The 24,443-nt window shown below is 69.5% G+C and carries 23 protein-coding genes; 4 read left to right on the plus strand and 19 right to left on the minus strand.

What is annotated here, in order from left to right:
- Nucleotides 1-104: 104 nt before the first annotated feature.
- The 12 genes from WJ35_RS25955 to WJ35_RS26010 form a co-directional block, all read right to left on the minus strand.
- Nucleotides 105-1,739 carry a Do family serine endopeptidase gene (locus WJ35_RS25955; protein WP_069240330.1) on the minus strand — a complete coding sequence of 545 codons (1,635 nt, stop codon included), beginning with the start codon at nucleotides 1,737-1,739 and terminating at the stop codon, nucleotides 105-107.
- Nucleotides 1,736-2,077 carry a hypothetical protein gene (locus WJ35_RS25960; RefSeq protein WP_046425394.1) on the minus strand — a complete coding sequence of 114 codons (342 nt, stop codon included), beginning with the start codon at nucleotides 2,075-2,077 and terminating at the stop codon, nucleotides 1,736-1,738. Before WJ35_RS25960 ends, WJ35_RS25955 begins: the two co-directional genes overlap by 4 nt.
- Before the next feature lie 67 nt (nucleotides 2,078-2,144).
- Nucleotides 2,145-3,125: a hypothetical protein gene (locus tag WJ35_RS25965; protein ID WP_059568689.1), complete on the minus strand. Its 981-nt coding sequence runs from the start codon at nucleotides 3,123-3,125 to the stop codon at nucleotides 2,145-2,147.
- 6 nt (nucleotides 3,126-3,131) lie between these two features.
- The gene (locus WJ35_RS25970; protein WP_059696342.1) at nucleotides 3,132-4,022 is read right to left on the minus strand and encodes a peptidylprolyl isomerase; all 891 of its coding nucleotides are present in this window, start codon (nucleotides 4,020-4,022) and stop codon (nucleotides 3,132-3,134) included.
- 87 nt (nucleotides 4,023-4,109) lie between these two features.
- Nucleotides 4,110-4,529 (minus strand): hypothetical protein, encoded by a 420-nt coding sequence (locus tag WJ35_RS25975; protein ID WP_224056194.1) that lies wholly within the window; start codon nucleotides 4,527-4,529, stop codon nucleotides 4,110-4,112.
- 17 nt (nucleotides 4,530-4,546) lie between these two features.
- The gene (locus WJ35_RS25980; RefSeq protein ID WP_014725277.1) at nucleotides 4,547-5,122 is read right to left on the minus strand and encodes a YbjN domain-containing protein; all 576 of its coding nucleotides are present in this window, start codon (nucleotides 5,120-5,122) and stop codon (nucleotides 4,547-4,549) included.
- A gap of 56 nt (nucleotides 5,123-5,178) precedes the next feature.
- Nucleotides 5,179-5,874: a hypothetical protein gene (locus WJ35_RS25985; protein ID WP_069240331.1), complete on the minus strand. Its 696-nt coding sequence runs from the start codon at nucleotides 5,872-5,874 to the stop codon at nucleotides 5,179-5,181.
- Between the two features lie 12 nt (nucleotides 5,875-5,886).
- Nucleotides 5,887-7,701, minus strand: coding sequence for a putative porin (locus WJ35_RS25990; protein WP_014725279.1), 1,815 nt, complete (start codon nucleotides 7,699-7,701; stop codon nucleotides 5,887-5,889).
- 92 nt (nucleotides 7,702-7,793) lie between these two features.
- Nucleotides 7,794-8,492, minus strand: a complete 699-nt coding sequence (locus WJ35_RS25995; protein ID WP_011882506.1) for an energy transducer TonB family protein — start codon at nucleotides 8,490-8,492, stop codon at nucleotides 7,794-7,796.
- 4 nt (nucleotides 8,493-8,496) lie between these two features.
- Entirely contained in the window at nucleotides 8,497-8,907 is a 411-nt protein-coding gene (locus tag WJ35_RS26000) for an ExbD/TolR family protein (RefSeq protein WP_014725280.1), read from the minus strand.
- A gap of 19 nt (nucleotides 8,908-8,926) precedes the next feature.
- Entirely contained in the window at nucleotides 8,927-10,732 is a 1,806-nt protein-coding gene (locus WJ35_RS26005) for a DUF2341 domain-containing protein (protein WP_045578409.1), read from the minus strand.
- Nucleotides 10,733-10,800: 68 nt separating this feature from the next.
- Complete coding sequence (locus WJ35_RS26010) at nucleotides 10,801-12,465, minus strand: ShlB/FhaC/HecB family hemolysin secretion/activation protein (RefSeq protein ID WP_224056195.1); 1,665 nt, start codon at nucleotides 12,463-12,465, stop codon at nucleotides 10,801-10,803.
- 830 nt (nucleotides 12,466-13,295) lie between these two features.
- Between WJ35_RS26010 and WJ35_RS26015 the strand changes: the two genes are divergently transcribed.
- A complete protein-coding gene (locus tag WJ35_RS26015) occupies nucleotides 13,296-13,877 on the plus strand; it encodes a hypothetical protein (protein WP_046425334.1) in 582 nt (193 codons plus the stop codon).
- A gap of 45 nt (nucleotides 13,878-13,922) precedes the next feature.
- Nucleotides 13,923-14,918, plus strand: coding sequence for a type II secretion system minor pseudopilin GspK (gspK, locus tag WJ35_RS26020; RefSeq protein WP_069240332.1), 996 nt, complete (start codon nucleotides 13,923-13,925; stop codon nucleotides 14,916-14,918).
- 34 nt (nucleotides 14,919-14,952) lie between these two features.
- Here gspK and WJ35_RS26025 read toward each other — a convergent pair whose 3' ends face one another.
- From WJ35_RS26025 to WJ35_RS26055, 6 genes are all read right to left on the minus strand, one after another.
- Nucleotides 14,953-16,593, minus strand: coding sequence for a type II toxin-antitoxin system Phd/YefM family antitoxin (locus tag WJ35_RS26025; RefSeq protein ID WP_069240333.1), 1,641 nt, complete (start codon nucleotides 16,591-16,593; stop codon nucleotides 14,953-14,955).
- A gap of 555 nt (nucleotides 16,594-17,148) precedes the next feature.
- The gene (locus tag WJ35_RS26035) at nucleotides 17,149-17,403 is read right to left on the minus strand and encodes a FecR/PupR family sigma factor regulator (protein WP_059560454.1); all 255 of its coding nucleotides are present in this window, start codon (nucleotides 17,401-17,403) and stop codon (nucleotides 17,149-17,151) included.
- A gap of 251 nt (nucleotides 17,404-17,654) precedes the next feature.
- Complete coding sequence (locus tag WJ35_RS26040; protein ID WP_052691538.1) at nucleotides 17,655-18,653, minus strand: FecR family protein; 999 nt, start codon at nucleotides 18,651-18,653, stop codon at nucleotides 17,655-17,657.
- Between the two features lie 8 nt (nucleotides 18,654-18,661).
- Nucleotides 18,662-19,228 (minus strand): RNA polymerase sigma factor, encoded by a 567-nt coding sequence (locus WJ35_RS26045; protein ID WP_011882516.1) that lies wholly within the window; start codon nucleotides 19,226-19,228, stop codon nucleotides 18,662-18,664.
- A 6-nt stretch (nucleotides 19,229-19,234) separates the two neighbouring features.
- The gene (locus WJ35_RS26050; RefSeq protein WP_034195242.1) at nucleotides 19,235-19,972 is read right to left on the minus strand and encodes a secretin and TonB N-terminal domain-containing protein; all 738 of its coding nucleotides are present in this window, start codon (nucleotides 19,970-19,972) and stop codon (nucleotides 19,235-19,237) included.
- A gap of 159 nt (nucleotides 19,973-20,131) precedes the next feature.
- Entirely contained in the window at nucleotides 20,132-20,644 is a 513-nt protein-coding gene (locus tag WJ35_RS26055; RefSeq protein ID WP_014725291.1) for a prepilin-type N-terminal cleavage/methylation domain-containing protein, read from the minus strand.
- A 57-nt stretch (nucleotides 20,645-20,701) separates the two neighbouring features.
- Between WJ35_RS26055 and WJ35_RS26060 the strand changes: the two genes are divergently transcribed.
- Nucleotides 20,702-21,145 (plus strand): general secretion pathway protein GspC, encoded by a 444-nt coding sequence (locus tag WJ35_RS26060; RefSeq protein WP_059463096.1) that lies wholly within the window; start codon nucleotides 20,702-20,704, stop codon nucleotides 21,143-21,145.
- A gap of 8 nt (nucleotides 21,146-21,153) precedes the next feature.
- Here WJ35_RS26060 and gspF read toward each other — a convergent pair whose 3' ends face one another.
- A complete protein-coding gene (gspF, locus tag WJ35_RS26065; RefSeq protein WP_014725293.1) occupies nucleotides 21,154-22,371 on the minus strand; it encodes a type II secretion system inner membrane protein GspF in 1,218 nt (405 codons plus the stop codon).
- Nucleotides 22,372-23,023: 652 nt separating this feature from the next.
- Between gspF and WJ35_RS26070 the strand changes: the two genes are divergently transcribed.
- On the plus strand, nucleotides 23,024-24,358 hold the full coding sequence (locus WJ35_RS26070) for a substrate-binding domain-containing protein (RefSeq protein ID WP_045577856.1): 1,335 nt from the start codon (nucleotides 23,024-23,026) through the stop codon (nucleotides 24,356-24,358).
- Nucleotides 24,359-24,443: the final 85 nt, after the last annotated feature.

The raw sequence follows: 24,443 nt of genomic DNA on the forward strand, positions 1-24,443 counted from the left end.
TCCGGATACCGTCCCTACCCGCGTTCGCGTCATCCCGCCTCCCGTTCCATGTGTATCGCTCGCGTGCGCGAACGGCGCGCATCGCACCGCGTCGGCCTGCGCGTTCATCCTGCCCCGATCGGCACATACAGCCGCGTGCCGCCGCGTTGCACGAGCAGCACGACGTTGCCGTGCGCGGCGTCCATCGCGGCCATCAACGTGTCGATGCTCGCGACCGTCGCGCCGTTGACCGACAGCACGACGTCGCCCGGCTGCAACCCCGCGCGCGCCGCCTGACCGCTCGCCCGTTCGACGACGAGCGCCTGGCCCACGCCGAGCCGCCGCCGTTCGCGGTCGGTCGCGGCGCGCAGCACGAGCCCGAAGCGGGCCGGTCCGCGCGCGACGCCGGCCGGCGCCGCCCCGCTGTCGAACGCGCCGACCGTCGCGCCGACATGCATCGCCCGCCCCGCGCGCCACAGGAGCAGATCGACCTGCCGCCCGGCCCGCATGCCGGCGATCGTGCCGAGCAGATCCGCCGATTCGGCGACCGCGTTGCCGTCCACCGCGAGCACGACGTCGCCTGCCTGCAATCCCGCCTGCGCGGCCGGGCCGTCGGGCTCGACCATCGTGATCAGCGCGCCGTCCGGGCCCGGGAGGCCGAACGAGCGCGCGAGCGCGCGGCTCACTTCCTGCACGGCCACGCCGAGCCGGCCGCGCACGACCTTGCCGGTGCGCAGCAACTGGTCCTTCACGTCGAGCGCGATATCGATCGGGATCGCGAACGCGAGCCCCTGATAGCCGCCCGTCTTCGAGAAGATCATCGAATTGATCGCGATCACGCGGCCGTCGAGATCGAACAGCGGCCCGCCCGAATTGCCGGGATTGATCGGCACGTCGGTCTGGATGAACGGAATCGCGCGCTCGCCGGGCAACGAGCGCGACTTCGCGCTGACGATGCCCTGCGTGACCGTATTGGCAAACCCGTACGGCGATCCGATCGCCATCACCCAGTCACCGACCTCGGTGCGTGCCGGATCGCCGGTCGCGACGACCGGCAGGTTGTGCGCGTCGATACGTATCACCGCGACGTCGGACAGCGGATCGCTGCCGAGCACGCGGCCCGTGAACTCGCGCTTGTCGGTGAGCTTCACGTCGACGCTCGTTGCGTCGCCGACTACGTGCCGGTTCGTGAGGATCACGCCGTCCGCGTCGACGATGAAGCCGGAGCCGAGGCTCACCTCCTCGCGGTTGCCGATCACACGTCGCGCGAGAAACGGCGCGAGCGGATGATCGGGTGCGATGCCGGGCGGCAGCTGGATGCCCATCTGCGCGACTTCGCGCGTGACGCTGATGTTGACGACGGCCGGGCCTACGCGCCGCACGAGCGCCGCAAAGTTCGGCAGTGCGACGGTTGCGGATGCGCGGTTGTTCGTGGCGATGGGGCTGCGCTCGGTTGGCGCGGGCGTCGTGGCGGCCGTGGGAGCCGTGGGAGCCGTGGGAGCCGTGGAAGCCGCGGAAGCCGCGGAAATCGCGGAAATCGCGGAAATCGCGGAAATCGTGGAAGTCGTGGAAGTCGTGGAAGTCGTGGAAGTCGCCGGAGCCGTGGCAACCGTGGCAGCCCTGGCAACTGTGGTAGCCGCGATCCCCGCGCACGCGAGCACGAGCCCACCCGTCAGCGCTCGCAGCAACGTGGCGCGGCCCGCCTTCATGCGCATGCGCATGGCATCGCCGCGCGCCGGCCGCCGATACCGCGCGATCATCGCTTCGGCGGCACCGCGACCGGCGCGTCGGGCCGCTGCGGCGTCGCCGAGCGGCCCCAGTTCGAGCCGAAGCGGTTGCGTTCGGTCGACAGGTTGAACGTGCCGAGGCGGTTCGACGGCTGCTTCGACAGCCGTTCGGCATCGGTCTGCGGTGCGCCGCCCGGTTGCGCGTCGGACGCCGGCTTCAGTTGCCGGCTCAGGCAGTCATAGGACAGCGCGCGCTTGCCGTCGACCTCCGCATCGACGCACACCGGCTTCCCAGCCGAACCGGGCTCGGCAGCCGCGCCGCCGCCCTGCGCGTGCGCGCCCGCGGCCTGCAGCACGCATGCGATCGTCATCATTACCCCAAGTCGTCTGTTCATCCGTTCTCCGTGGATCATGACCGGTCCGTCAGCATTCGCGCGCTCATGCACGCACCGCGCACGCGGCCGGTTGCGCCAGAAAGCGCGCGAACGCCGCGCGCTCGGCCGCGCCGACCGCTGGCTCGCGCGCATCCGCGCATTGCACCCAGAGGTCGCGCATCCCGTCGATCGGCTGCCACGCGAGCACCTGTGCGCCGGTCGGATACGGCGTGACAACGGGCTCGCGATAGTCGACGCGAAAGAGCCGCGGCGCATCGCCGCCCGCGGTCCACAAATCGCCGACGTCACGCACGCTCGCGTCGAACCAGAAACGCACCCAGCGCGCCGTCGGGGCGAGCGCGGCAGCGCCGCGCGCGACGGCCGGTGGTGTGTCGGCAGACGGTGTATCCGCGGACGGCGCATCGGCACACCGCGCAACAGCAGATGACGTGACAGCGGACGGCGCATCGGCAAACCGCGCAACAGCACACGCCACATCACCAGCCGCTGTATCCGCCCGCACCGCATCCCCGCCCACCACCTCCGGCACGCGCATAAACCCCGCCAGCACGAGCAGCACGGCGGCCAGATCGTCGTCGCGCAACATTCGGTACGACCACAGATCCGCGACGTCCGCGCACGCGATCACCGCGATGAAGCGCTCGATCGTCAGCGCGGGCCACACATGCCGCATCGATGCGTAATGACACGCCCACCGCGCGACGAACCGCTCGCGATGACGCGCCGCGACCTCCACATCGCTCGACCCGCGGATCGCGAGCTCATCCGGTTGATATTGCCGCGTCGTCAGCACGCATTGCGCGGAGCAACGCGCGCTGCGGTGCCGCGCATAGCCGCCCGCGCCGGGCAGCGGCTCGAGCGCGCCGAAGCACAGCGGACAATGCGTCGGCCATTCGCCGCGGCGGCTCGGCCACGGCGTCGCCTTCGGCAGGCGCGGACGATCGGACGCGACGGCCGCTCGCCGCCGCTCCGGCGTGCGCGCATCGGGAGCCGCGACCGGCGGCGTCGGACGGACAGTTGCCATGGCGGCCTACCGGGCAGCGGCGAGCGCTTTCTTCAGCGCGTCTTCGTTGATCGGCGCGTTCGCGGCAAGGTTCGCGAGATACGTGCGCGCATTCTGCTGCGTGCGCTGCGCGCGCAGCATCGTGCGCAGCTGCTCCTTCACGTCGGCCAGCGGACGCGGCGCAGCCGCGCGCACGTCGATCAGCTTCACGACATGAAAACCCGACGGCGTGCGAACCGGCGCGGACACCTGCCCGGGCTTCAGCGCGTCGGCCGCCTGCCGCACGGCCGGCAGCATCAGCGAATCCGGTACGAAACCGAGATCGCCGCCGTTCGCCGCGCTCGCGGCGTCCTGCGAATTCGCCCGCGCAAGCGCAGCGAAATCGCCGCCGCGAGCACGGTTCGCGAGATCGGCCGCCCGTTTGCGAGCGGCTTCGAGCGTCGCGGCGTCCGCGTTCGACGGCACCGCGATGTAGATCTGGGCGACGTGCAGCGCACGCGGCGTAGTGAGCGCCGCGCGGTTCTGCTCGTATGCGGACTGGATCTCGGCATCGGACGGATAGTCGGCAGGCGGCGCACTGACGGATGCGAGATAACTGCGCGCGACGATGTCGCGCCGCGCCTGCTCGATCGCCGCCTGCACCTGCGCGTCCTTCTCCCAGCCTTTCGACTTCGCCTCGGCGAGCACCGCCTTCTGCGCGAGCGTCGCGCGCACGACCTGGTCGAGCGCCGCCGGGTCGGCAGCGAGCCGCTCGCGGCCTTCGGCGTTCACCGCCTTCAGCACGCCGGCGATATCGGCCTGCGTGACCGACGCCTGCGCGACGCTCGCGATCACGTCGTCCTGCGCATGCGCGGCGAGCGGTGCGGCCAGCAGCAAGCCGGCCGTCACGAGCGCCCGCGTCTTCATCTTCGTCATCATCGTTGCACCGCCCTCTCGGTTGCTGTTCAAGTGCGCACGCCGCCGGTCGCACGACATGCGCGTCGCCACGTTCATCGCCGCATCGCCCTAGCGCACGCTCGACAGCGTCATGCGCAACACGATCGGCTGCGTCATGCCCCGCGGCGGCGCACTGCCGACCGCGCGGCCCACGAGCGCGTCGCGCAGCGCGGCATCGACCGCAGGATCGCCGGCCGGCACGCTATCGACGCGCGTCACGTGCCCGCGCCCGTCGAGCCACGCACGTATCGGCAGCACCGGCCGGTCGTCGCCGGTATCGGCGAGCCGATCGGCCCAGCGCCCGACATCCGCGCGCACCCGGCACGCGACGGCATCGTCGCCGTCGAGCACCGCCTGCAGGCGCCGCGACACGCACTCCGCATACGCGACCCAGACGGCCGGCGCCGCGTCGCTCGCCACCGCGCTCGCAGCGGGCAGCGCATGCGGCGGCAGCAGCGCACGCAGCGCGGCACCGATCCGACGTCCCACGCGTGCGCTCGCGGCGATCATGACGGCACCGCGGCCCCGGACGACGCCGTCACGGCAGCCGGCGCATCCGGACGGTCGGCGTCGGCCGCACGGGCCGCCGCTTCCTGCTCGGCGAGCGTCGGACGGTCGCGCAGATGCAGCAGGAATTCCTGGATCAGCCGGTCCCACAGCTCGACCGTCGAGCGCAGATGGCGCTCGGACACGCCGCCCGCGACCACCACGTCCATCTCGAGCGCGAGAAACGCGCCGTGGCTCGCGAGACGCGCGAAGCGCTTGGTCCGGTTCCAGTTCGCCACCAGTTCGGCCGGCAACTCGCCTTGCACCTGCAACACGCAGGACAGCGTGTAGTCGAGGTAGACGATCCGCGCGGCGTCGATGGCCGGCGGCACGCCTACGGCCGGATTGCCGAAGCGCACCGCGAAGCCGACGCCCTGGCTCGCGCTCATCAGCTGCATCGCACCGTTCTGTTCGGCCACCGTCACGCGATAGCCCGCGCGTCGCAGGATCTCGGCGAGCCGCTCGGCGCTGACGGCTTCGATCGGCGCATCGTGTGCCGCGCGTTCGTCGGCGGTGTTGGTTTGCTCATGTTCCATGTCTGTGTTCCCGGTATTCAACGAATCGATCGGTTCGGGCCGGCGCCGGCTCGCGGTCACTGCCCGCTCGCACTTGCACCGGCGCTCGCGGCCGATGCGGCGGCCGCCGACGCGGGTGCCGCAGCCGGCGCGCGTGCGGCCGCGTCGTACTTGCCCGCATACAGCGCATCGCCGTAGCGTTGCGCGAGCTCGTCGTACTTGACGCGCGCCGACTGCGCGAACGGCTGGCGCGACGCGAAGAACGTGCCGATGCCGACATGCTCGTACGCGTCGAGGATCTCGTGGCCGACGCGATACAGCGCCGCATTGTGGGCCTCGCAGGTTTTCAGTTGCGTGTCACGCGCGGCGAGATCCTGCTGCGCCTGCACATGCTGCGCATCGCGCGTACGCGACACGGCGAGCAAATCGTCGTACGACGCCTTGTACTTCGCGAGCGAGCGCGCATCCTGCTCGCGCGCCGCCCGTTCGGCCGCCAGCGCGCGCTTCGCGGCCGCTTCGGCGCCCGTGTCGCCGCGTGCGGCCGCGAGCTGGGCCTGCGCAGCCTTCAACTGGGCGAGCGCGTCGTCGCGCTGCTTCTCAGCGGCCGCCTTGTCGGCCTGCAACTGCGCCTGGTTGTCCTGCAGCTGGCGCAACTCCTGCACGGTCGAGCGCAGCTGGCTGCGCAGCTTGTCGTCGATGCTCTGCGCATGCGCCGCGCCGGCCGCCAGCAGCAGCAGCACGCCCGCGAGCATCGTGCGATAGGTCGTGTTCATGCGCGGCTCCGGTCAGAAACGAGCGTTGAGCTCGAGCTGCAGCACGTCGATCGACACCGGCGGCCCGTACACTTCCTTCGAGCTCAGGTAGCGGGCCGACACCCACGTATCGCGCGCGACCGCATAGGCCGCGCCGATCACGTAGCCGCGCGCGTTGGTGCCGCCGAGATGGAAGTCGGAATCGTTGAATGCGTCGAGCACCGCGTCCGGCTGCAGGTACTTGTATGCGATCGAGAAATTCCACTGGCCCTTCTCGCGCAGCTCCGGCTCGCCGATCGTCGCCTTCGCGAGGAAGCCGTTCGGGCCGCTGCGATAGTCGGCGCGCGTCGCGTTCACCGACGTCGACTCGTAGTTGTTGACCGGCAGCGACGCCGCCGCGAACGCCTTGTTGTCGTTGTACGCGAGGTTGCGCACGTATTCGCCGTCCAGGCGCAGCTTGATGCGATCGGCGACGACCGTATCCCACTGCGCCTTCAGGTCGAGCAGCCGGTAGTTGTACGCGAGACCGAACAGCTGCGGCTGCGGCGTCATCCCCGGTGCGAGGTTCGGGTTCTGCACGATGTTGCGCAGCGCCATCAGCGTGTTGCCGCCCTGCATGAACACGGGCGCCTCGTTGTCGGTGCTGCAGCTGGTCGCGCCGAGATACAGCGCGCACGGCGACGACAGCGTGCCGCGCATGTTCTGGAAGTCGTAGTACGCAACCGCGCCCCTCAGCCGGTTCCGCGCGTCGATCTTCCAGTCCGCGCCGAACTGCGCGCCGAACATCCACTTGGTATCGCTGCCGGCCTTGTCGGTGCTGTTGGACGGGAAGTTCTCGCCCGTGTACTGGATCGGGAACACGCCGAGCGTGCCGAACAGCGTGACGTCCGGATTCCACGGCAGCGCATGCTGCAGGTTCGCGGCGAAGCCGTCCATCATCAGGTCGTCGGAGAACACCAGGTCCGACTTGAAGAACGGGTTGTCGAAACGGCCGGCCGTCAGGTTCAGCCACGGCGCAGGCCGGTACGCGAAGAACGCCTTGTTCAGCCAGATGCTCTTCTTGCCCCAGCCGCCGCCGGCCGTCCCCGTCGTGGACACCGGGCCGTTGTCGTTGCCGCTCGCGAGCTGCAGGCCGGCGATCATCTCGTCGGACAGCGTCGCGGTCACGCCGAGCCGCGCACGGTAGCGCAGCAGGTTGTTGCGGTTTTGCGTGGTGTTCTGCGTCGGCAGCTGCGTGGTGTTGGTGTTCGAGTTGATGTCGAAGCCGCCGCCCTGGTTGATCGCCGCGAAGTTCGTCACGTTGTTCGCGTTGCGGCTGCCGTAGAAGTGGTATTCGTCGCGCACGCGCATGTCGCCGTCGAGCTTGATGCGCGACACCCAGTCGGGGAACGTGTTCGGCTGCGCCCAGTTCTCGGCCTTCGCCTGCGCGATCACCTCCTGCTTCACCTGGTCGCGGATCTGGTCGCGCACGAGCTGCGGCACGTACGGCACCGCGACGTCGCCCGGCTGCGTCGGCGGGTTCACGACACCCGCAGCGGCCGCGACCGGCACGCCGGCGCCGCGCGCGGCGCGCGCCTGCACGGCCTCGCTGCGCGCCTCGCTGATCAGCTCGTTCGCGTTCTGCTGCGTGAGCACGCCGCGCTTGACGAGCAGGTTGATCAGGTTGATCACCACGCTCTCGGTCGGCGCGGCCTTGCCCGCCGCGGCTTGCGTGGCCAGCGATTGCGCGTGCGCGGTCGACGCGCAGGCCAGCCCGAGCGTGAGCACCGCCGCGCCGACGCGCGACAGGCGCGCGGGCAGCGCCCCGCTGCGGGGCGCCGCGCCCGGTCCATTCATCTTGTGACTCATCGAAGCACTCCGAACAATTTCCGTTTCTTGTGCGGCAGCATCCGTGCGACGGAGCTGCCCCTTGGATTGATTCGCCATTCGCGCGCGGTGCGTCATGCGGGCTTGCGCCCCTGCAGCCGCACCAGCACCGGATACGCGGTCGCGGGCGGCGGCGCTTCGTCGACCCGGCCGAGCGACTCGACCGCCGCGAGCACCGCCGCGTCGATCTTCGCGTCGCCGGTCGACTGCGCGATCGTCACCTTCGTGATGCGCCCGGACGCGTCCATCCACAGGTTCAGGCTACCCGCGAAGCGCGCGCCGCCGGCTTCCTGCACGCCCTTGTCCTGCTCGATCGCGCGCTGCAGCACGTACACCATGTACTGCGCGTAGCTCGCATTGCCGAACTTGCCGCCGCCGCCGCTGCCGACCATCCCCGAACCGTCGCCCGCGCCGATGTTGAAGCTGTCGGTGCCGGCCTGCGCGGGCGCGTTCATCGTCATCTGCTTCGGCTGGTCGTCCGACGGCTTCGGCGCTTCGGACGGCTTCGGCGCGATCGTCGGCCGCTCGACCGGCGTCTTGACCTCGTCCTTCACCTTCTCGGGCGGCGGCTTCTTCGGCGGCGGCGGTGGCGGCGGCGGCAGCGGGATCACCGTCGTCACCTGCGGCGCGCTCGCGCGCTTCACGCCGGCCGTATCGCCCGCGAAATGCCAGATCAGCGCGGCGAGCGCGGCCAGCGCGAGCGCGATCGCGACCGGCTTCACGTAGCGGCCGGGGCCCTTGTGCGGCGGGCCGCCGTTGTAGGTCATTTCCATCGCGTCAGCCGCCCTGCTTCGCCTTGCCCGTCACGAGGCCGACCTGCGACAGGTCGAGGCGGCGCAGCAGGTCGAGCACGTCCATCACCTTCTGGTATTGCACGGCGGCATCGCCCTTGAGCACGATCGGGAATTCCGGGTTGGTCGCCTTCTCGGTGCGCAGCCGGCTCTCTAGCTCGTCCATCGTCACCGGATACGCGTCGAGAAAGATCTGCCCGGAATCGGCCACGGTGATCGCCTTCGTCTTGGGCTTCGCGAGGCTCGCGGACGAGCTCGCCTTCGGCAGATCGACCTTGATGCCCTGCACCGACGCGGTGGTCATGATGATGAAGATGATCAGCAGCACGTACGCGAGGTCCAGCATCGGCGTGATGTTGATGTCGTCGTACGGCTTGTCGTCGTCCTGAACCTGCATGGTGGTCTCCTGCGTGCGTTCAGTCGGCCAGCACCGCGTGATCCGGCGTGCGGTGCGCTTCGGCGAGGCGCGTGACGAACTCGTCGACGAACACCTGCATGTTGGCGGTCACGTTCTTGTTGCGGATCAGCAGGTAGTTGTAGCCGAACAGCGCGGGAATCGCGACGAACAGCCCGGTGACCGTCGCGAGCAGCGCGGCCGCGATACCCGGCGCGATCGCGTTCACGTTCACGTCGCCGGCCGCGGCGATCGCGGCGAACGTGATCATCACGCCGACCACCGTGCCGAGCAGGCCGAGGAACGGGCCGCCGGAGATCGCGATGGTCAGCAGCACCATCGACTTCGACAGCCGCTGGTTCTCGCGCACGAGCGTCGCGTCCATCGACGCGCGAATCGCCTCGATCGATTCGCTGGTGATCACCGTGCGGCCGTTGCCGTCCACGCGGCTGTGGATCTCGTGCACACCGGCCTTGTAGAGGCGGTACAGCGACGACTGGTACAGCCGGCGCCCGTCGGCGCTCGCCTCGTCGACGTGCGCGAGGCCCACCAGATGACGGCCGGCCACTTCGCGAAAGCGCTGCACGAAGTACTGGTTCGCCTTGTCGACGGTGCCGACGTAGCGCGCCTTGGTCCACATCACGACCCACGACACGAGCGCCATGCCGAGCAGGATCGTGATCACGACCCAGGCGTCCACCGTCACCGACTGCACGATCACGCCGAAGTAGCCGAAGCCGAAGCCCGACTGCTTCTCGTCCGCGCCGTAGGCGACGAGCTTCGATTCCGAGCCCTGCGCGAGCGCATCGAGCGCGAGCGCGGCCGGCGTGCGCGCGATCTTCGACAGCCGCAGCTCGTCGAGTGCACCGTTGTACGCGGCAAAGCCGGCCGGCGCGCCGGCCGCGTCCGCACCGACCGTCGCTGCGCCGTTCAGCGCCGGCAGCACCGCCGCGACCTGCGCGGCCTGCTTGCCGTTCACGTAGACGGTGAGGTTCTTGCCGTCGGCGGTCACCGCGAGATAGGCCCACTGGTTCGCGGCGAGCGGCGCCGCAGTCGGCGTGCGCACCGGCGCCGCGCTGCCGGCCGCGCCGTCGACCTGCGCGAACGGCACGCCGTTGTCGAGGCCGATCAGCAACGCGTTCGCGCCGTCGCGGCGGCCGTACAGCAGCGTGTTCGGCGCGAGCGCGGCCGGCTTGACCCACGCGCTGAACGTGAAGCTGCCGCCGGCCGGCACGTTCAGCGACGGGCTCGCGGGCAGCGTCAGCGATGCATTGCCGTCGAAGCGCGCGCCCTTGCCGACGATGCCGTCCTCGATCGCGCGCGACGTCGCGTTCTGCGCGTTGTTCGCGTACGCGGTCGCGTCCTTCGGCGGCGTGCCCGGCGCGCCGTTGAAGTGGTACACGAGCGTGTAGTCGGCGTCGAACGTGTCGGCCGGCTTGCCGCCGTCCGGCGCCTTCTTGTTGCCGTAGTACATCCAGATCGATTCCGCCGCGCCCGCCGGCATCTTCGGCACGTCGACCCAGATCAGCGCGACGCCGAGCACCGGGTCGTACTGTTCGACGTGGTAGTTCAGCGGGGTCTTGTCGTCGGCCGCGACGAAGCGGATGTCCGCGCCGTTGTCGGCCAGCCCGTCGAACTGGAAGTTGCCCGAATGCAGGCGAATCAGCAGCGGCACGCGGCCGGCCGACTCGGCGAGGTTCGCGCCTTTCGGGCTCGCGTCGATGGTGATCGCCTTCCGGTACGACCAGTCGTTCTGCCACCATGCGTTGGCAATGCCGGGCAGCACGCCGAGCATCGCCGCCAACAGGAAAAACAAGACTCGCTTCACGATCCACTCCCCGAATGTGCGGGCGCCGCGCTCGCCGCAGCGCCCCGGCACGGTCAAAAAAAAATCCGTCAGAACCCCAGCCGTACGTAGAAATCGAAACGCGGGCTGTACTGCCGCGTATAGACGCCGGCCTTCAGCGGCCATCCGGCCTCGAAATCCGCGCTCGCGTACTTCATCAGCTGCAGCCGCGTGCCGACGCCGACGCTCATCAGGTTGAAGCGCGACGTCTGCTCCGGCAGCGGGCTCAGCAGCCACAGATGCGCGGCGTCGAAAAATGCGTGGAAGCGCCACTCGTTCACGCGGCTGCCGACCGCGCCGCCGAGCCACTTCGACAGCGACGGGCTGCGCAGCTCGAGCGACGCGATCACGCCGCTGTCCGCGGTGTCTTCGGCCTGCATGTAGCCGCGCACGCTGTTCATCCCGCCCGCGGCGAACTGCTCGCTCGACACGAGCGGCGAGTTCGACAGCTGCGCGCTCACGTGCGCGTTGGCCTGCATGTCGTTCGCGAAGCGCTGCGTATGGTTGACGTCGAACTTGCCGTACACGAAATCCGGCGTCGCGTTGTAGCGCTTGTTGTCCCAGGCACCCCAGTCGCTGCCGAGGCCGCGGATGTTGGTCGTCAGCGACGCGGAGAACGACGTCTGCGAGTTCGTCAGGCTCAGCTGGCCGCTGTACGAGAACGTCACCGGCACATAGGTCAGCGGCGCGGTGGAGGTCTGGCCGACCACGCTCACGTTCTCGTCGTAATGCTTGCGGTCGATCTCGATGCTGACCGTGTGCGCGTAGGTTTCGGATCCGGGCAGCGCATAAATCGCGGTGAAGCCGTACGTCGTGCCCTTGCCGAGCACGTTGGTGCCGCCGACCGACGCGACGTTGCTGTCCGAATGCACGACGGTCGCGAGGAAGCTCCAGCGCGTGTCCCTGATCGGCGCGAGATACGAAAACGCATAGACGCGCGCATCGTTCGGATGCTGCGGCGCGATCACGTAGGTGCCGGAGATCACGTGGCCGAGCTGCCAGAGGTTCGAGTAGCTGAGGCTCGCACTCGTGCGCAGCGCGGACGTGCCGGGGCTGTTGTCGTTGTTCAGTTCGAGCGTGCCGTGCAGCGGGCTGTGATCGTCGACCTTGAGATCCACGTCGACCGTCTGCGGCATCGTGCCCGGCTTGAGCACCGGAATCACCTGCCGGTCCGCCGAGCGGTTCAGGCCCGTGAGCTGCTGCTGCGCCTGGTTGAAGTCGGGCACCTTGCCTTCGGCGAGCGCGGGCACCGCGTCGCGGATGTTCTGCGGCGAGTCGTATCGCGCACCTTCGACGCGCAGCCGGCCGACCTTCGCCTCGGTCACCTGCAGCAGGATCACGCCGTTCTTCACCTGCTGCTGCGGCAACTCGACGACGACCGACTGATAGCCGCGATCCTGATAGACCTTCTGCAGCGCATCGCGCGCGCCGTTCACGTCGGCCAGCGTGCGGCCCGGCCCTTCGAACGGATAGACGGCCTTCTCGATCTCGAGCGCGGGCAACGTCGTGTTGCCGCGCACGACGAATGCGTTGACGTCGAACGTCTGCGGCGCCGGCGCTTGCGGCGCGGCGGCGCTCGCGGCCGGCGCCGCGGCGGCTTGCTGTGCGCGCACGCCCGGTGCGCCGCACAGGCCGCCGGCCAATACGGCGCCGGCCAGGCATCGGCATCTCAGCCGCCATCGTTCGCGTGACTTGCGGTCTACTCTCGGCGGCATGCGCCATTCCCCTATGTGGTTCCGATTCCCGGACCGGCCGTGCTGCATGCGCCGCCCGCTCCGTTATCAAATGCCTGTTTCACTTTGATGACGCTTGGTTCGCCATCCTTATCGTGGACTGCGCGGTGCGTTGCCGAGATTTCCGATACCCGCAGCCGTAGCATCGAACGATGGCGCCGTTCGTGTCGCCGCCGTCGCACTGTCGAACGGCCTCGACCGTGTCAATCGGAAAGGACGAATCGTCATCGCACAACCCGCAACCATCGACGCGGCCGCATCGCATTCGACCGCGTCGCGAGCGTGCCCGATGCACCGGCTTGCCGCTCTCACCTACCTAGACGGAACGAAGTACGCATTGCCGCAAACTTTTTTGTGCGAGCAGCCGGCGCGACGCCTAACACGTGCAGCCGCCGCTCGGCCCGCGAATACGCGCGGCCGACGGCGCCGCTCCAGCAGCGGCGTCGACGGCATGCGGCCTGCAATGCGCGCACGGCGGAAGCCCGCGCGCTCGCGCGGGATGCCGTGCAGGAATGTGCGTGGCCCCCGGTTTCGTATGCGTATCGTTTGCGTGGCCATCACGGCTCTACGGCGTTGCACTTGCTTGCAGCGTCGGCAAACGTACGCCGCCCGACGGGCATCGCGCGATGCGCGACGCGCCATGCGGGCAGCCCGACCATCGTCTGATGCTATCGGGAAGTTTTTGTGACATTGAGCTGAAGATATCCACCAGAGCGACGGCGATCGCGCACGCATCGTGAAAGGCTGCGGTATCGCGCGCCCCGATCCGTCTTAATCAAATGAGAACAACACGCCGACGAAGGGTCCGTTTCATGTCATTCGCCACGATGCTCGTGCGCTGGCTCGCCGGTCGAATCGCCGGCGTGGCCGCACCGCCGAACCCGCAGCGCGCGGCCGTCGCCCGCAGCACCGTGCCGCCGCGTCCGTCGCGTCCGTTGCGCTGGCGGGCGCCGTGGCTCGCGTGGCAACTGCTGTCATGGTGCGCATTGACGCTGCTCGCACCGCCGGTCTGGTCGATCGGCGCGCTGCTGCTGGTCAACGCGTCGAGCGACCAGCCGCTGTTCTGGGCATTCGCCATCGCGATCGTGCCCGTCGCGAACGGCATCGCGATCGTCGCGGCGAATCAGCGCCATCACCGCATGCCGTTCACGCGCCGCTCGACGGTCGCGCTGTTCATGTTCTTCGTTGCGACGGCGATCGGCTGCACGCTGTTCGTGCTGCTGATGTGGCGCTCGCATGCGATCGCGGCGCTGGTCGGGCCGCTCGCCGTCGACGGCGGCGACCTGCGCCCCGCGACGCTCGCATGCTGGGTCGCGGCGCTTGCGGCGACGTTCGGCGTCACGTCATCTGCGCATGCGAGCATCGCTCACGCATGGCTGGCGTTCGAGGCCTGAATCAGGATCTGAACGCGGCTGCGACCACATAACGGGGGCACGCGAATGCATCGATACGGAAGATCCTGTGCAACACGCGCGCCGCGCGCGCGCGGCATCGCGATCGTGACGGTGCTGCTGGTCGTCGCGCTGGCGGCGACACTCGCGGCCAGCGTGCTGTGGCGCCAGCAGGTGGCGACGCGCGACGTCGAGAACCAGCGGCTCGCGACGCAAACGATGTGGGTCGAGCGCGCCGCGGTCGAATGGGCGCGTGCGCTGCTGCGCGCGCAGAACGCGACGTCGAACGTCACCTTCGTCGGCCAGCCGTGGTCGACGCCGTTCGCCGACGTGCGGCTGTCCGACCTGCTGCCGCCGGATGCGATCGCGGTCAATGCAGAGCTTGCGCGCGCGTCGATCGCCGGCAACGTCGAGGACGCGCAGGCGCGCTTCAACCTGCTGAACCTCGTGTCGCGCGTCGCGCCGGGCAAGCCGTGGCAGGCCAACGCGGAAGGCGTGCTCGCGTATCGGCGCCTGCTCGGCGCACTCGGGCTCGACGCCGCGCTCGCGCAAGCGACGGCCGACTACATGCTGCGCTCGCTGCGCGACACGAACGGCCCCGACGGCTGGCCGCTGCAACTCGTGAGCGTCGACGATCTCGCCCGCATTCCCGGCTACGACGCACGTGCGATCGATGCGCTCGCACCGTTCGTGACGGTGCTGCCCGACCTGACGATGGTGAATGCGAACACGGCGGCCGAGCCGGTGCTCGTCGCGGCGATTCCGACCCTGTCGGCAAGCCAGGCAAAGCGGCTCGTCGACCGGCGCGCCACCGCGTACTTCGTCAGCACCGGCGACATCGCCGAATATCTGCTGCCCGCGCCGGGCGGCAACGCGACGCTGCCCGACGGCGCGGCCGTGGGCGTCACCAGCGGCTACTTCATCGTGCATTGCCGCGTGCATTCGGCGCGGATCAACGCACGCGTCGACACGCTGATCGCGCGCTACGGCAGCGGCAACTTCACGTGGACATCGGTGATCTGGGTGCGGCGGCTCACGAGTTGAAGCGGGCCGCGCTGGTTGCGCAGGCGCCGCCGCGCTAGACGGGCGACGACTCGGTCAACCCGACCGTGCGCGCCGCTTGCGGGGCCATCGCACACTCGAACGTCAAGCGCGTGAGGCTCGTCTCCCGCACTTCGCCGAGCAGGCGGTTCCAGTCGTCGATCGACACGAGCAGCGCGATCGGCCGGTTGTATTTCGTGACCATCACGAGCGCATCGCCCGCATGCCGCAGCGCCTTCGACGGATTGCTGCTGAAGTCGCGCGTCCCCATCGCGATCGTGCGCAGGCTGAACACGTTCGCGGCCGTATCGTCGCCGTCGTCGTGCAGCAGCCGTTCGAGCGTCGCCGCGCGCAGCAGCGCCTGCGATTTCGCGGACAGCCGGTCGCGCCGTTTGCGCCGCTCGCTGCGCGGATCGACATGCACGGCGAGCAGCCGCACGATCTGGCCGAGCGTGGTCGCGGGCAGCTGGTCGTAGCGGCGCCACCAGTCGGGCGGCAGCGCGACCATCATCCCCGCGTAGACCGCGGTGACGCCGTCGGCGATATGCGCAGGAAGACGCTCGGCGTTGCGCGCGTCGAGGTCGAGCGCCGCGCCGATCACCTGGGTCATCATGCTGAACGCGTTGTACGCGAGCGCCGCGATACCGCACGCGAGCAGCGACGCGCGCGCCGGCGCGTCGCCGAACGGCGCACCTTCCCGTACCGGCTCGAGCGGCAACGGCAGCGCGTCGCGCCAGCGTCGGCGCGACAGCTGCACGATCTGCACCGCATCGAACCGGGCGGGCGACAAGTCCGTCAACAGCGTGGTCGTCCCCGCAAGCTCGCCGTCCGCCCGCGCGCGACGCCATTCGATGCGGCGCAACGCACCGGCCGCATCGTCGTCGCCCGCCATCGCGACCGGCTGCTCGTACACAAGGCCGTCGCCGCATGCGCCGGCCTCGCGCCACGCACCGAGCGGCCGGCATCCGCTTGCGCGCCCATGTTCGCGCAAGATCAACGCGCCGCCGCGGCGCGGCCAGCCCGACAGGATCGCATCCGCATCGAAGCCTCCGTCGACGATCCACAGCTCGCCGGGCCGCACCGTCTCGAGCAGCGCGGCGACGAACGCGCGCGCGTTCTGCCGGCCGCGTTCGACCGGCAGCAGATCGACGATCAACCCGAGATCGGGATCGTAGACGGGCAGCACGCGCGCGCCGGTGTCGGGCGCGCGTTCGCGCGCAGCAGCGTCGCGCGGCCGACCGCCATCGCCGGCATCCGGCGCGGCCATCCATCCGTCGTCCGCGTCCTCGAGCACGCGCAGCCGCATCCCCTCGAATCCGCGCTCGTCCGCGCGCACCGCCGCGATCGGCTGCAGCAGCTCCGCGCTGTCCTTCACGAGCGCACGCCCCCAGCCGGCGCGCAGCCGGCTCATCGCGTCGTGCAGCGCGGCGACCGCGGCGCCGCCGGTCGATGCGCTGCCGCCCGCATCGGATCGCGTGCGCGCCCGTGCGGCGATCGCCGCGATCGCATCGACCGCGCGCGCGAACAGCGCCTCGCGGATCGGCTCGTCGTCGGGCTCGCCGCCTGCATCGTCGCGCGTATCGGGCCAGTCGTCGTGCAGCGCGCATTGCAGCATGAGCCGCGTCATGATCGCCATCGGGCTCTGTTCGACGAAGCGTTCGACCACCGCGCGCGTCATCGGGCCGCTCCGTATCGTTCGCCCCGGCACGCTCGCCGTTGCCGGGCCGCAGCAGCCGCCTCGCGAGCGACCGAACGCGCACCGCCGCCTGCCGTCGCGGCGCGCGGTTCGCCATCGACGCACGCGGTGACGCGCACTTTACTTACGCGCACGTCGCGACGATGCCTGACTGGCGCCCGGCGCAGGTCCGGCACGGCGGCGAGCTGCTGCAATGGATGGTCGACCATATCGTTGCTCTGCAAGAATCCGCCCGTTGTTCGAACGCTTCCCGTTTCTGTGTGAACCGCCACGCGACGTGGACGATCGGCTAGACGCCGCGCGGCGTGGCACGTACGACTGCCCGCGGCCGGCCGCTCACTGCGCCACACCCCACGCCCCACGCGGCGGCGATCCGCAGGCCCGCATCGGCCTCCGGTCCCGCTTCACGGCCCCCTCGCTCTCTCGTATACAAGGTCGAAGCGGGCGCGCCTAACCCGCAGAATTTCGCGCACGACGCGCTGCCGCGCAGACGAAAACGATTCCGCCGCGGCCCGGCATGCCGCGTGGACCGGGCGCTCAATGCGTACGCGTCGAGCCGCCCCGCTCCGGGCCGCCGATCGCCGCGAGCACGGCCCACATCCAGATCAGCTCGCGCACGGTGCGCGCATGCTCGTCGCTCTGCGCGCGCCAGCGCCGGAACGCGTCGAGTTCGTGTTCCGTGGTCTCGCCGGTGCGCAGCCACAGCAGCCAGCGCACCGCGCCTTCGCGGATCGCGTCGGCGCGCGCGTGCGCGGCGCCGGAATCCGCATCCCGTTGCGATTCGTCGATCATCACGCCACCGCCCGAAGCTGCCTCGACACCGATCCCCCGCGCCGCGCATCGCTGCACGGCCGGGGCGCCCGCCATCCACGCCCCGGATCCGACCACGCGCCACCGGGCAGCCGCATACGGCGGCCCGACGTTTGCCGGCCCTCATTGATCAGGTCGTATCGGACGACGGTAACCCGCAACGCGCGCGCGGCAGCGCGAGCGCGCCGCCCGTTGCGGCAGAGGAAGGAGAAAGAAGGCGAAGAACGCGCCGGTCAGCTCAGCAACACGATGTTGCCGGGCAGGCGCGTGATGTGCGCGCCGTACAGGCGGCCGACCATGTCGATCACGTCGTCGAGCCGCGCGATCGGAAACTGCGCCTGCATCCGGTTGGCGCCGAGCGCGGTGCGCCGCAGCACGACCCGGCCGGGACGATAGCGGTTGATTTCGTCGATGACGCTCGACAGCGGCACGTCGTTGAACACCAGCATGCCGCGCCGCCACGCGCTGATCGCGCCCGGATCGGCGCGCGTTACGGGCTGCACGCCGCGATCGTCGTAGACCACCTGATCGTCGGCCTTCAGCGTGCGCGCGCCGCGCGGATGCGCGAGCGCGACCGTGCCGGACAGGCACGTCACGCACACCTGCGCACCGGTGCGCCGCACGTTGAAGCGCGCGACGGTAGCCTGCATGCGGCCGTCGCCGGCGACCACGGTCACCGGCTGGAGCGGCGTCGCGCGGCCGGCGAGCGGCGTGGCCGCGTCGATCTCCGCCTCGCCCGCGACGACTTCGACACCGTGCGCGGCATCGCTCGCGGGCAGCATGTCGATGCGCGTCTGCGTGTTGAGCGCGACCGTCACGCGCGACGACAGCGCGACGCTGCGCTGCTCGCCGGTGCCCGTGTGGTAATCGGCGGTCAGGTCGCCGAGCGACGGCCACAGCTGCAGCGGCGGGCGCACCGCGAGCCACGACGCGCCCGCGGCTACCGCGAAGCCGATGAACGCGCGGCGGCCCGTGCGCATCGTGCGCTCGCGCTTCGCGACGCTGGCCCACGCGGCGTTCGTGCGTTCTTCCTGCGCGAGTTCGGCGGCCGCCGTGCGCAACGATCCCCACGTGTCGCGCAGCAGCGCGGCCGCCTGCGGACGCTGCGCGCACCAGCGCTCGAACGCGTCGGCGTCGGCCTGGCTCGCTTCGCCCGAGCGCAGACGCAGCAGCCACGCGCTCGCTTCGTCGAGGGCGTCGTGGGCGGGTTCTGCCTGGGCTTTCGTCATCATCCGGGTACTCAAAATTTACGCGGCCCGCCTCGCGAGCCCGTGTACGAATCGCCGTCTTCCTGCATGCGTTGCAGGCAGTACTTCATCGCCGCGCTCAGTTCGCTTTCGACGAGCCGCAACGAGATGCCGAACTGCTCGGCGATCTCGCGGTTCAGCAGCCCGTCCACGCGCGCGGCCAGCAGGATCGCACGGCGCCGCGGCGGCAGGCCGAGCAGCACGTCCTTCAGCGTGTCGACCTTGCGGCGCGCCGCAACGATGCGCTCCGGGTCGGCCAGCTCGTCGGGCGTCTCGAGCAGCGTTTCGACGTCGTCGTCGTGCAGATGGCGGCGCTCGCGGCGATGCTGGTCGATCGCGACATTGTTCGCCATCCCGAGGATGTAGGCGTCCGCGTTCGTCACCTGCGTCGACACGTTGGCGTTCTCGAGGCGCAGCCAGGTCTCGTGCAGCGCGTCGGTCGCGCCGTCCTTCGAGCCGGTCACGCGCTCCAGACGCCTGACCAGGTACGCGTAGCGCGCCGCCAGCAGCTTCCGGAGGCCGCCGCGCGTGGTGTCGGACGTATCTGACGTATCGGACATGTCGCCCTAGCCTCGCGACGCCGCCGGCGGACAACGAAAATGCACGCCGTTGCCTTCCGGCCGCAGCAGGATCGTGACCGGCTGCGGCAGGTCGGCCGGCGGCGCATCGTCCAGCTTCAGCGCGCGCAACGCGTGCAGCACCGCCGCGTCGCGGGCGGCCGAACCGCTCGATGCCACCATGTTGACTGCCACCACCGTCCCCCTGTTGTCGATGCGCACCTGCGCGACGAGTCGATAGCTGCCCGGCACGGCCGCGGGCTGCGCGCACAGCGCATCGATCAGATGCGCCTGCAGCATGCCCGCGAACGCACGCCGCTCGCCCGATTCGCCTATCCCGTCGATCGGCAGCGCGGCGTCCGATGCGTCGGCCGCGGACGGCGCCGCATCGGCGGCCGGCTGCGCGACGATGATCGCTTCGTCGGGGCGAGCGAATTCCGCGCGCAACCCCGTTCCTGCCAGCATCCGCTCGAGCGCGTCGCGCGGTGCGAAGTCCCCCTGCACCGGTGCGCTCGTGCGGCCGTCGAGCAGCGGCGCCGGCGCGAGCACGAGCAGCTCGGTCAAGCGCGCGAAATCCTGCAGCGCCTTCGCGAGCGGCTGCGCGCGCAGCGCGAAGTGCGCGACGCTGCCCGGCGGGCGGCCCGCGACACCCGCCTCCTGCGCGAGCGCGCCGCGCAGGCACGGCACGACGAACACGAGCCACGCGACGAGCGCCACGACACCGGTCGGCGCCCGTGAACGAGTCATGAATCCCTGGTCGGAAGTGGAGTTGCACGCCGCGTGCCGGAACGCATCCCGCCGACAGCCGTACCGTCGCGAGCGAACGTCAGATTGTGAGCGGCCACTGTGACAGCCAGGTGAAGCGTGCGGTCGCGCGAAACCGGCCCGCCTCATGCGCCGCATCGCTCACGGCCGGCGCACGACGAAGTTGCCGATACCGGTGCCGACCACCGCCATCCGCACGTCGCCGGACCACAGCGTGATCGTGACGGGCACGTCGATGCCCTCGTTGCCGAGCACGACCGGCGACGGTGCGTCGCCGCCGCCGGTGTAGCGTACGGTGACGCCGGTCACCGCGGCGCCCCAGCGGCGCGCGCGATACAGGTCGTCCGTCATCGGCGCCCAGCCACCGCCGTCGGTGCGCTGGACGAACCGGTAGCCGCCGCCGACCGCTTGCCATGCGATCGGTATCGAGCGCACCTGCGCGTCGTCGCCCGCCGATTCGAGCAGGTTCGCGAGCCGCTGCGCTTCCTCGGCGAGATCGGTACGGCGATTGCGCGACGGCGTGAGCGTGACGACCGCGACCAGCAGCCCGACGATCACGAGCACGACCAGCATCTCGAGCAACGTGAAGCCGCGTTGCGTGCCTGCGCGCGGCCGCCGCGCGTCCGTGGTTCGTGGGTTTTCGTGCCGCGTCATCGTGGATTCACCGTTGCGTCAAAGAATGGAAAGCGTCGCCCGAACCGCCCGATCGCCATGAAACCGCTCACGCTGCTCCACACCGTCGCGTCCCGCGCGGATCCCGTCGCCGTCGTCGCGACGCTGGCCGCCGCGGCCGCGCTCGTCGCCGTATCGCTGTATGCGGTACGCGTGCTCGGCACGACCGCAGCGCCGGTTGCCGCGCCGATGCTGCCCGCACCGCCCGACGTCACGGCCGGCGCACGGCTGTTCGGCGCGCCGCCCGATGACGGGCGCGATGCGGTCCGGGTGCTCGGCGTGATCGCATTCGACGCACGCCGCGCGGCCGCGATCGTCGGCGTCGGCGGCGACGCGGCCCGCGTCGTGTCGCGCGGCGCGCCGATCGGCGCAACCGCGACGCTCGCCGACGTGCGCGCGCGTTCGATCGTCGTCGAGCGCAACGGGCTGCGCCGCGAGATCACGCTGCCCGCGGCCGGGCACGCCGACGCGTTCGTGCGCTGACACGCCCATCACTGCACCATGTTGTTCAGCTCGATGATCGGCATCATCACCGCCAGCACGATCACGAGCACCACGCCGCCCATCGCGAGGATCAGCAGCGGTTCGAGCAGGCTCGTCAGAAACATCGTGCGGCGCTCCAGCTCGCGTGACTCGCCTTCGGATGCGCGATCGAGCATCGTCGTCACGTCGCCGGTCGCTTCGCCCGAGCGGATCAGGTGCACGAGCACCGGCGGAAACGTCTTCGTATGGGCCAGCGCGCGCGACAGCGCCGAGCCTTCGCGCACGCGCACGATCGCATCGTCGACGTTCGCGCGCATCGCGCGGTTCGACAGCGTCTCGCCGGCCGCCTGCAACGCGCGCAGGATCGGCACGCCGGCCGCCGTCAGAATGCCGAGCGTGCTCGCGAAGCGCACCGTGTTGTAGCCGCGCACGAGCTTGCCGGCGAGCGGCGCGGTCAGCACCCACGTGTCGAACCTGAGGCGCGGCGCATCCCGCGACAGCACCTTGTGGATCGCATAGACGATCGCGACCGTCGCCGCGAGCGACGCCCACCACCAGTGCCGCACGAAACCGGACAGCGCCATCATCACGACCGTCAGCGTCGGCAGCTGCTGCTTCGTGCTGGTGAACACGTTCGCCACCTGCGGCACCACGTAGCTCAGCAGGAACGTGACGATGCCGAACGCGATCAGCGTGACGATGCCCGGATACGTGAAGGCCAGCAGGATCTTTTGTTTCAGCGCGTTGCTCTGCTCGATGTAGTCGGCGAGCCGCGCCAGCACGACGCCGAGCTTGCCGGTGTGTTCGCCGGCCGCGACCAGCGCGCGGTAGATGTCGGGGAAGTCGCGCGGATGCTGCGTCAACGCATTCGCGAACGAATGCCCGCCGACCACTTCCGCGCGGATCGACGCCATCAGTTCGCGCACGTATTCGCGCTCCGCCTGCTCGCTCAGCACCGACAGCGATTCGTCGAGCGGCAGCCCCGCGACGAGCAGGCTCGCGAGCTGGCGCGTGATGATCGCCTGTTCGCGCTGCGACAGCTTGCGGCCGAGCGACAGACGCCGCTGACGCGCACCGTTCAGACGTTGCGCGGCCAGTTCGACGACGAGCGGGGTGAGGCCTTGCGTGCGCAACTGGCTGCGGCCGGCGCGCGCGCTGTCGGCTTCGAGCACGCCCTTCAGCGTGCGGCCGGTGGGATCGATCGCTTCGTAGCGGAATGCCGACATGCCGGGATTCTCCTGTCACGTACGCGACCGCCCGCGATGACTTGAGACGGCAAGGCGGATCGCGTCGCCCGCGCAAGACTAAGGCGCGAACCGGCGCAAATTTGTGACGGATGTTGGGCTACCTTTTTGATCGCGGCCGATTATCGGCCGATATGATTCAACTCGCCTCACAAAAAAACGATTTCATAACACGCACCTTAATCTCCGAATCTTTAAATCACTCGCTCTTATAATGCAGATCGAATACTCGATTCAATACGTTTCGCCGATTTAAATACGCCGACGAAAACGTCGTTCAAGCGACGACGCGTGAAATGTTACGCACCATTCGACATGAAACCGACTTGGCATTGGGTTAGCGCTTTGCAGTGCGCCGGCTCGGCGCAAGCGCGGCGCCCGGGCGAGCATTGCGACGATGCGTCGATGCGATGCCCAACATCCGGGACGCCGGTCCGCAGCGAACGCAGGCGAAATAACCGCATCGCCAATTCCAGTAACGAAAAGCCGTATTCGCTCAAAATGTTACGCATCATTCGTTATGAAAAATTCACACGGACATTTTCGATTTACACCTACATTTACCCGGCGGTCCACAAGTATTCCAACCGCAGTAGCAGGGGTTCCCGTTTATCTTCGTCCAAGGAAATTTCTCATGAAATCCAGCAAGCGCAAGATCTGTCAGGTCCTGGCTCTCGTCGTCGCGGGCATGGGCGCATCGGTGGCGATGGCCGCCGGCCCGGTGCTTCAGGGCGGCGGCTCGTCGCTCGTCGCACCGACGATCGGCGCCGTGTCGCCGGCGTCCGGCGAAATCGGCCTGTTCGGCACGTCCGAAGGCACGTTCACGTACTACTCGGTCGGCTCGGGCGCCGGCCAGAACGCGTTCCTGAACAACCAGCCGACCTTCTTCGGCTCGGGCGTGACCGGCACGGTGCATTTCGCCAACAGCGATGCCGCGCTCACGACCGCTCAGGTCAGCGCGTACAACAACACGGGCCTCGGCACCAGCAACGGCCCGCTGATCCAGATCCCGTACATCGTGACGGCCATCACGGTGCCGGTCGTCAACGGCCCTGCCGTGACGAGCACGACGACGCCGCAAACGACGCCGGGTCAGGCGCACAGCGTCGCGCTGAACGACGACGACCTGTGCGGCATCTTCTCGGGCAAGCTGACGAACTGGAACCAGGTCACCAACCCGGAAACCGGCTCGGCCTATCCGCTGAACAAGGCGATCTCGGTCGTCTACCGTGCGGACGGCAGCGGCACGACCGAACTGCTGACCCGCCATCTGCACGCGGTTTGCACGACGGCCAATACCAAGACCGGCGTGTCGTTCGTCGATTCGCTGACGTTCGCGAACACGGTCGCATTCCCGTCCGGCGTGCCGGCGAACTTCGTCGCGGCGTCGGGCAGCGGCGGCGTGCGCGCTTCGCTCGCGTCGTTGTCGGCTGCCGGTACGGCCGCCGTCGCGTATCTGAGCCCGGACTACACGAACACGTTCCTCGCGTCGCAAAGCTCGGTCGTCACGTCGTCGGGCGCGCTGCAACTGCCGATCGCGAGCCTGTACAACACGGCGGCCAAGGCGTACTACGCCCCGACGTATACGAACGCCAAGACGGCGCTCGGCACGATCGCTCCGCCTTCGGGCATTGCCGCCAGCGATCCGACCAACTGGGTGCCGGTGTCGGGCTCGGCGTATACCGCATTGGCGAACCCTGCATCCGGTTATCCGGTCTCCGGCACGAGCCAGATCATCCTGAGCCAGTGCTATGCGAACGGCGCCGCGGCTACGGCGATCCACGACTTCCTCAACAACCACTACACGAACGCGAGCTACGCGTCGGTCGTGCACGGCAACGGCTTCGACACCGTTCCGTCGAGCTTCCAGACCGCGATTTCCGCGAACTTCCTGAGCAACTCGAGCGGCAACTTCCTCGACATCAACGACTCGACCATCTGCGGTTCGGGTGGCTACGCGGGCCGGTAAGCCGGATCGCTTCCGAATCGGCGCGCGGATGAAGCGCGTCGAGTGACGGACGGAGCCCCAAAGGTCGGAAGCCGACCTTTGGGGT

The sequence above is a fragment of the Burkholderia ubonensis genome, from assembly GCF_001718695.1.
Taxonomy (GTDB): Bacteria; Pseudomonadota; Gammaproteobacteria; order Burkholderiales; family Burkholderiaceae; genus Burkholderia; species Burkholderia ubonensis_B.

Coding starts and splice junctions, on each gene's coding strand:
- WJ35_RS25955 (WP_069240330.1), bottom strand. CDS start 1,739: ATGATCGCGCGGTATCGGCGGCCGGCGCGCGGCGATGCCATGCGCATG.
- WJ35_RS25960 (WP_046425394.1), bottom strand. CDS start 2,077: ATGACGATCGCATGCGTGCTGCAGGCCGCGGGCGCGCACGCGCAGGGC.
- WJ35_RS25965 (WP_059568689.1), bottom strand. CDS start 3,125: ATGGCAACTGTCCGTCCGACGCCGCCGGTCGCGGCTCCCGATGCGCGC.
- WJ35_RS25970 (WP_059696342.1), bottom strand. CDS start 4,022: ATGATGACGAAGATGAAGACGCGGGCGCTCGTGACGGCCGGCTTGCTG.
- WJ35_RS25980 (WP_014725277.1), bottom strand. CDS start 5,122: ATGGAACATGAGCAAACCAACACCGCCGACGAACGCGCGGCACACGAT.
- WJ35_RS25985 (WP_069240331.1), bottom strand. CDS start 5,874: ATGAACACGACCTATCGCACGATGCTCGCGGGCGTGCTGCTGCTGCTG.
- WJ35_RS25990 (WP_014725279.1), bottom strand. CDS start 7,701: ATGAGTCACAAGATGAATGGACCGGGCGCGGCGCCCCGCAGCGGGGCG.
- WJ35_RS25995 (WP_011882506.1), bottom strand. CDS start 8,492: ATGGAAATGACCTACAACGGCGGCCCGCCGCACAAGGGCCCCGGCCGC.
- WJ35_RS26000 (WP_014725280.1), bottom strand. CDS start 8,907: ATGCAGGTTCAGGACGACGACAAGCCGTACGACGACATCAACATCACG.
- WJ35_RS26010 (WP_224056195.1), bottom strand. CDS start 12,465: ATGCCGCCGAGAGTAGACCGCAAGTCACGCGAACGATGGCGGCTGAGA.
- WJ35_RS26015 (WP_046425334.1), top strand. CDS start 13,296: ATGTCATTCGCCACGATGCTCGTGCGCTGGCTCGCCGGTCGAATCGCC.
- gspK (WP_069240332.1), top strand. CDS start 13,923: ATGCATCGATACGGAAGATCCTGTGCAACACGCGCGCCGCGCGCGCGC.
- WJ35_RS26025 (WP_069240333.1), bottom strand. CDS start 16,593: ATGACGCGCGCGGTGGTCGAACGCTTCGTCGAACAGAGCCCGATGGCG.
- WJ35_RS26035 (WP_059560454.1), bottom strand. CDS start 17,403: ATGATCGACGAATCGCAACGGGATGCGGATTCCGGCGCCGCGCACGCG.
- WJ35_RS26040 (WP_052691538.1), bottom strand. CDS start 18,653: ATGATGACGAAAGCCCAGGCAGAACCCGCCCACGACGCCCTCGACGAA.
- WJ35_RS26045 (WP_011882516.1), bottom strand. CDS start 19,228: ATGTCCGATACGTCAGATACGTCCGACACCACGCGCGGCGGCCTCCGG.
- WJ35_RS26050 (WP_034195242.1), bottom strand. CDS start 19,972: ATGACTCGTTCACGGGCGCCGACCGGTGTCGTGGCGCTCGTCGCGTGG.
- WJ35_RS26055 (WP_014725291.1), bottom strand. CDS start 20,644: ATGACGCGGCACGAAAACCCACGAACCACGGACGCGCGGCGGCCGCGC.
- WJ35_RS26060 (WP_059463096.1), top strand. CDS start 20,702: ATGAAACCGCTCACGCTGCTCCACACCGTCGCGTCCCGCGCGGATCCC.
- gspF (WP_014725293.1), bottom strand. CDS start 22,371: ATGTCGGCATTCCGCTACGAAGCGATCGATCCCACCGGCCGCACGCTG.
- WJ35_RS26070 (WP_045577856.1), top strand. CDS start 23,024: ATGAAATCCAGCAAGCGCAAGATCTGTCAGGTCCTGGCTCTCGTCGTC.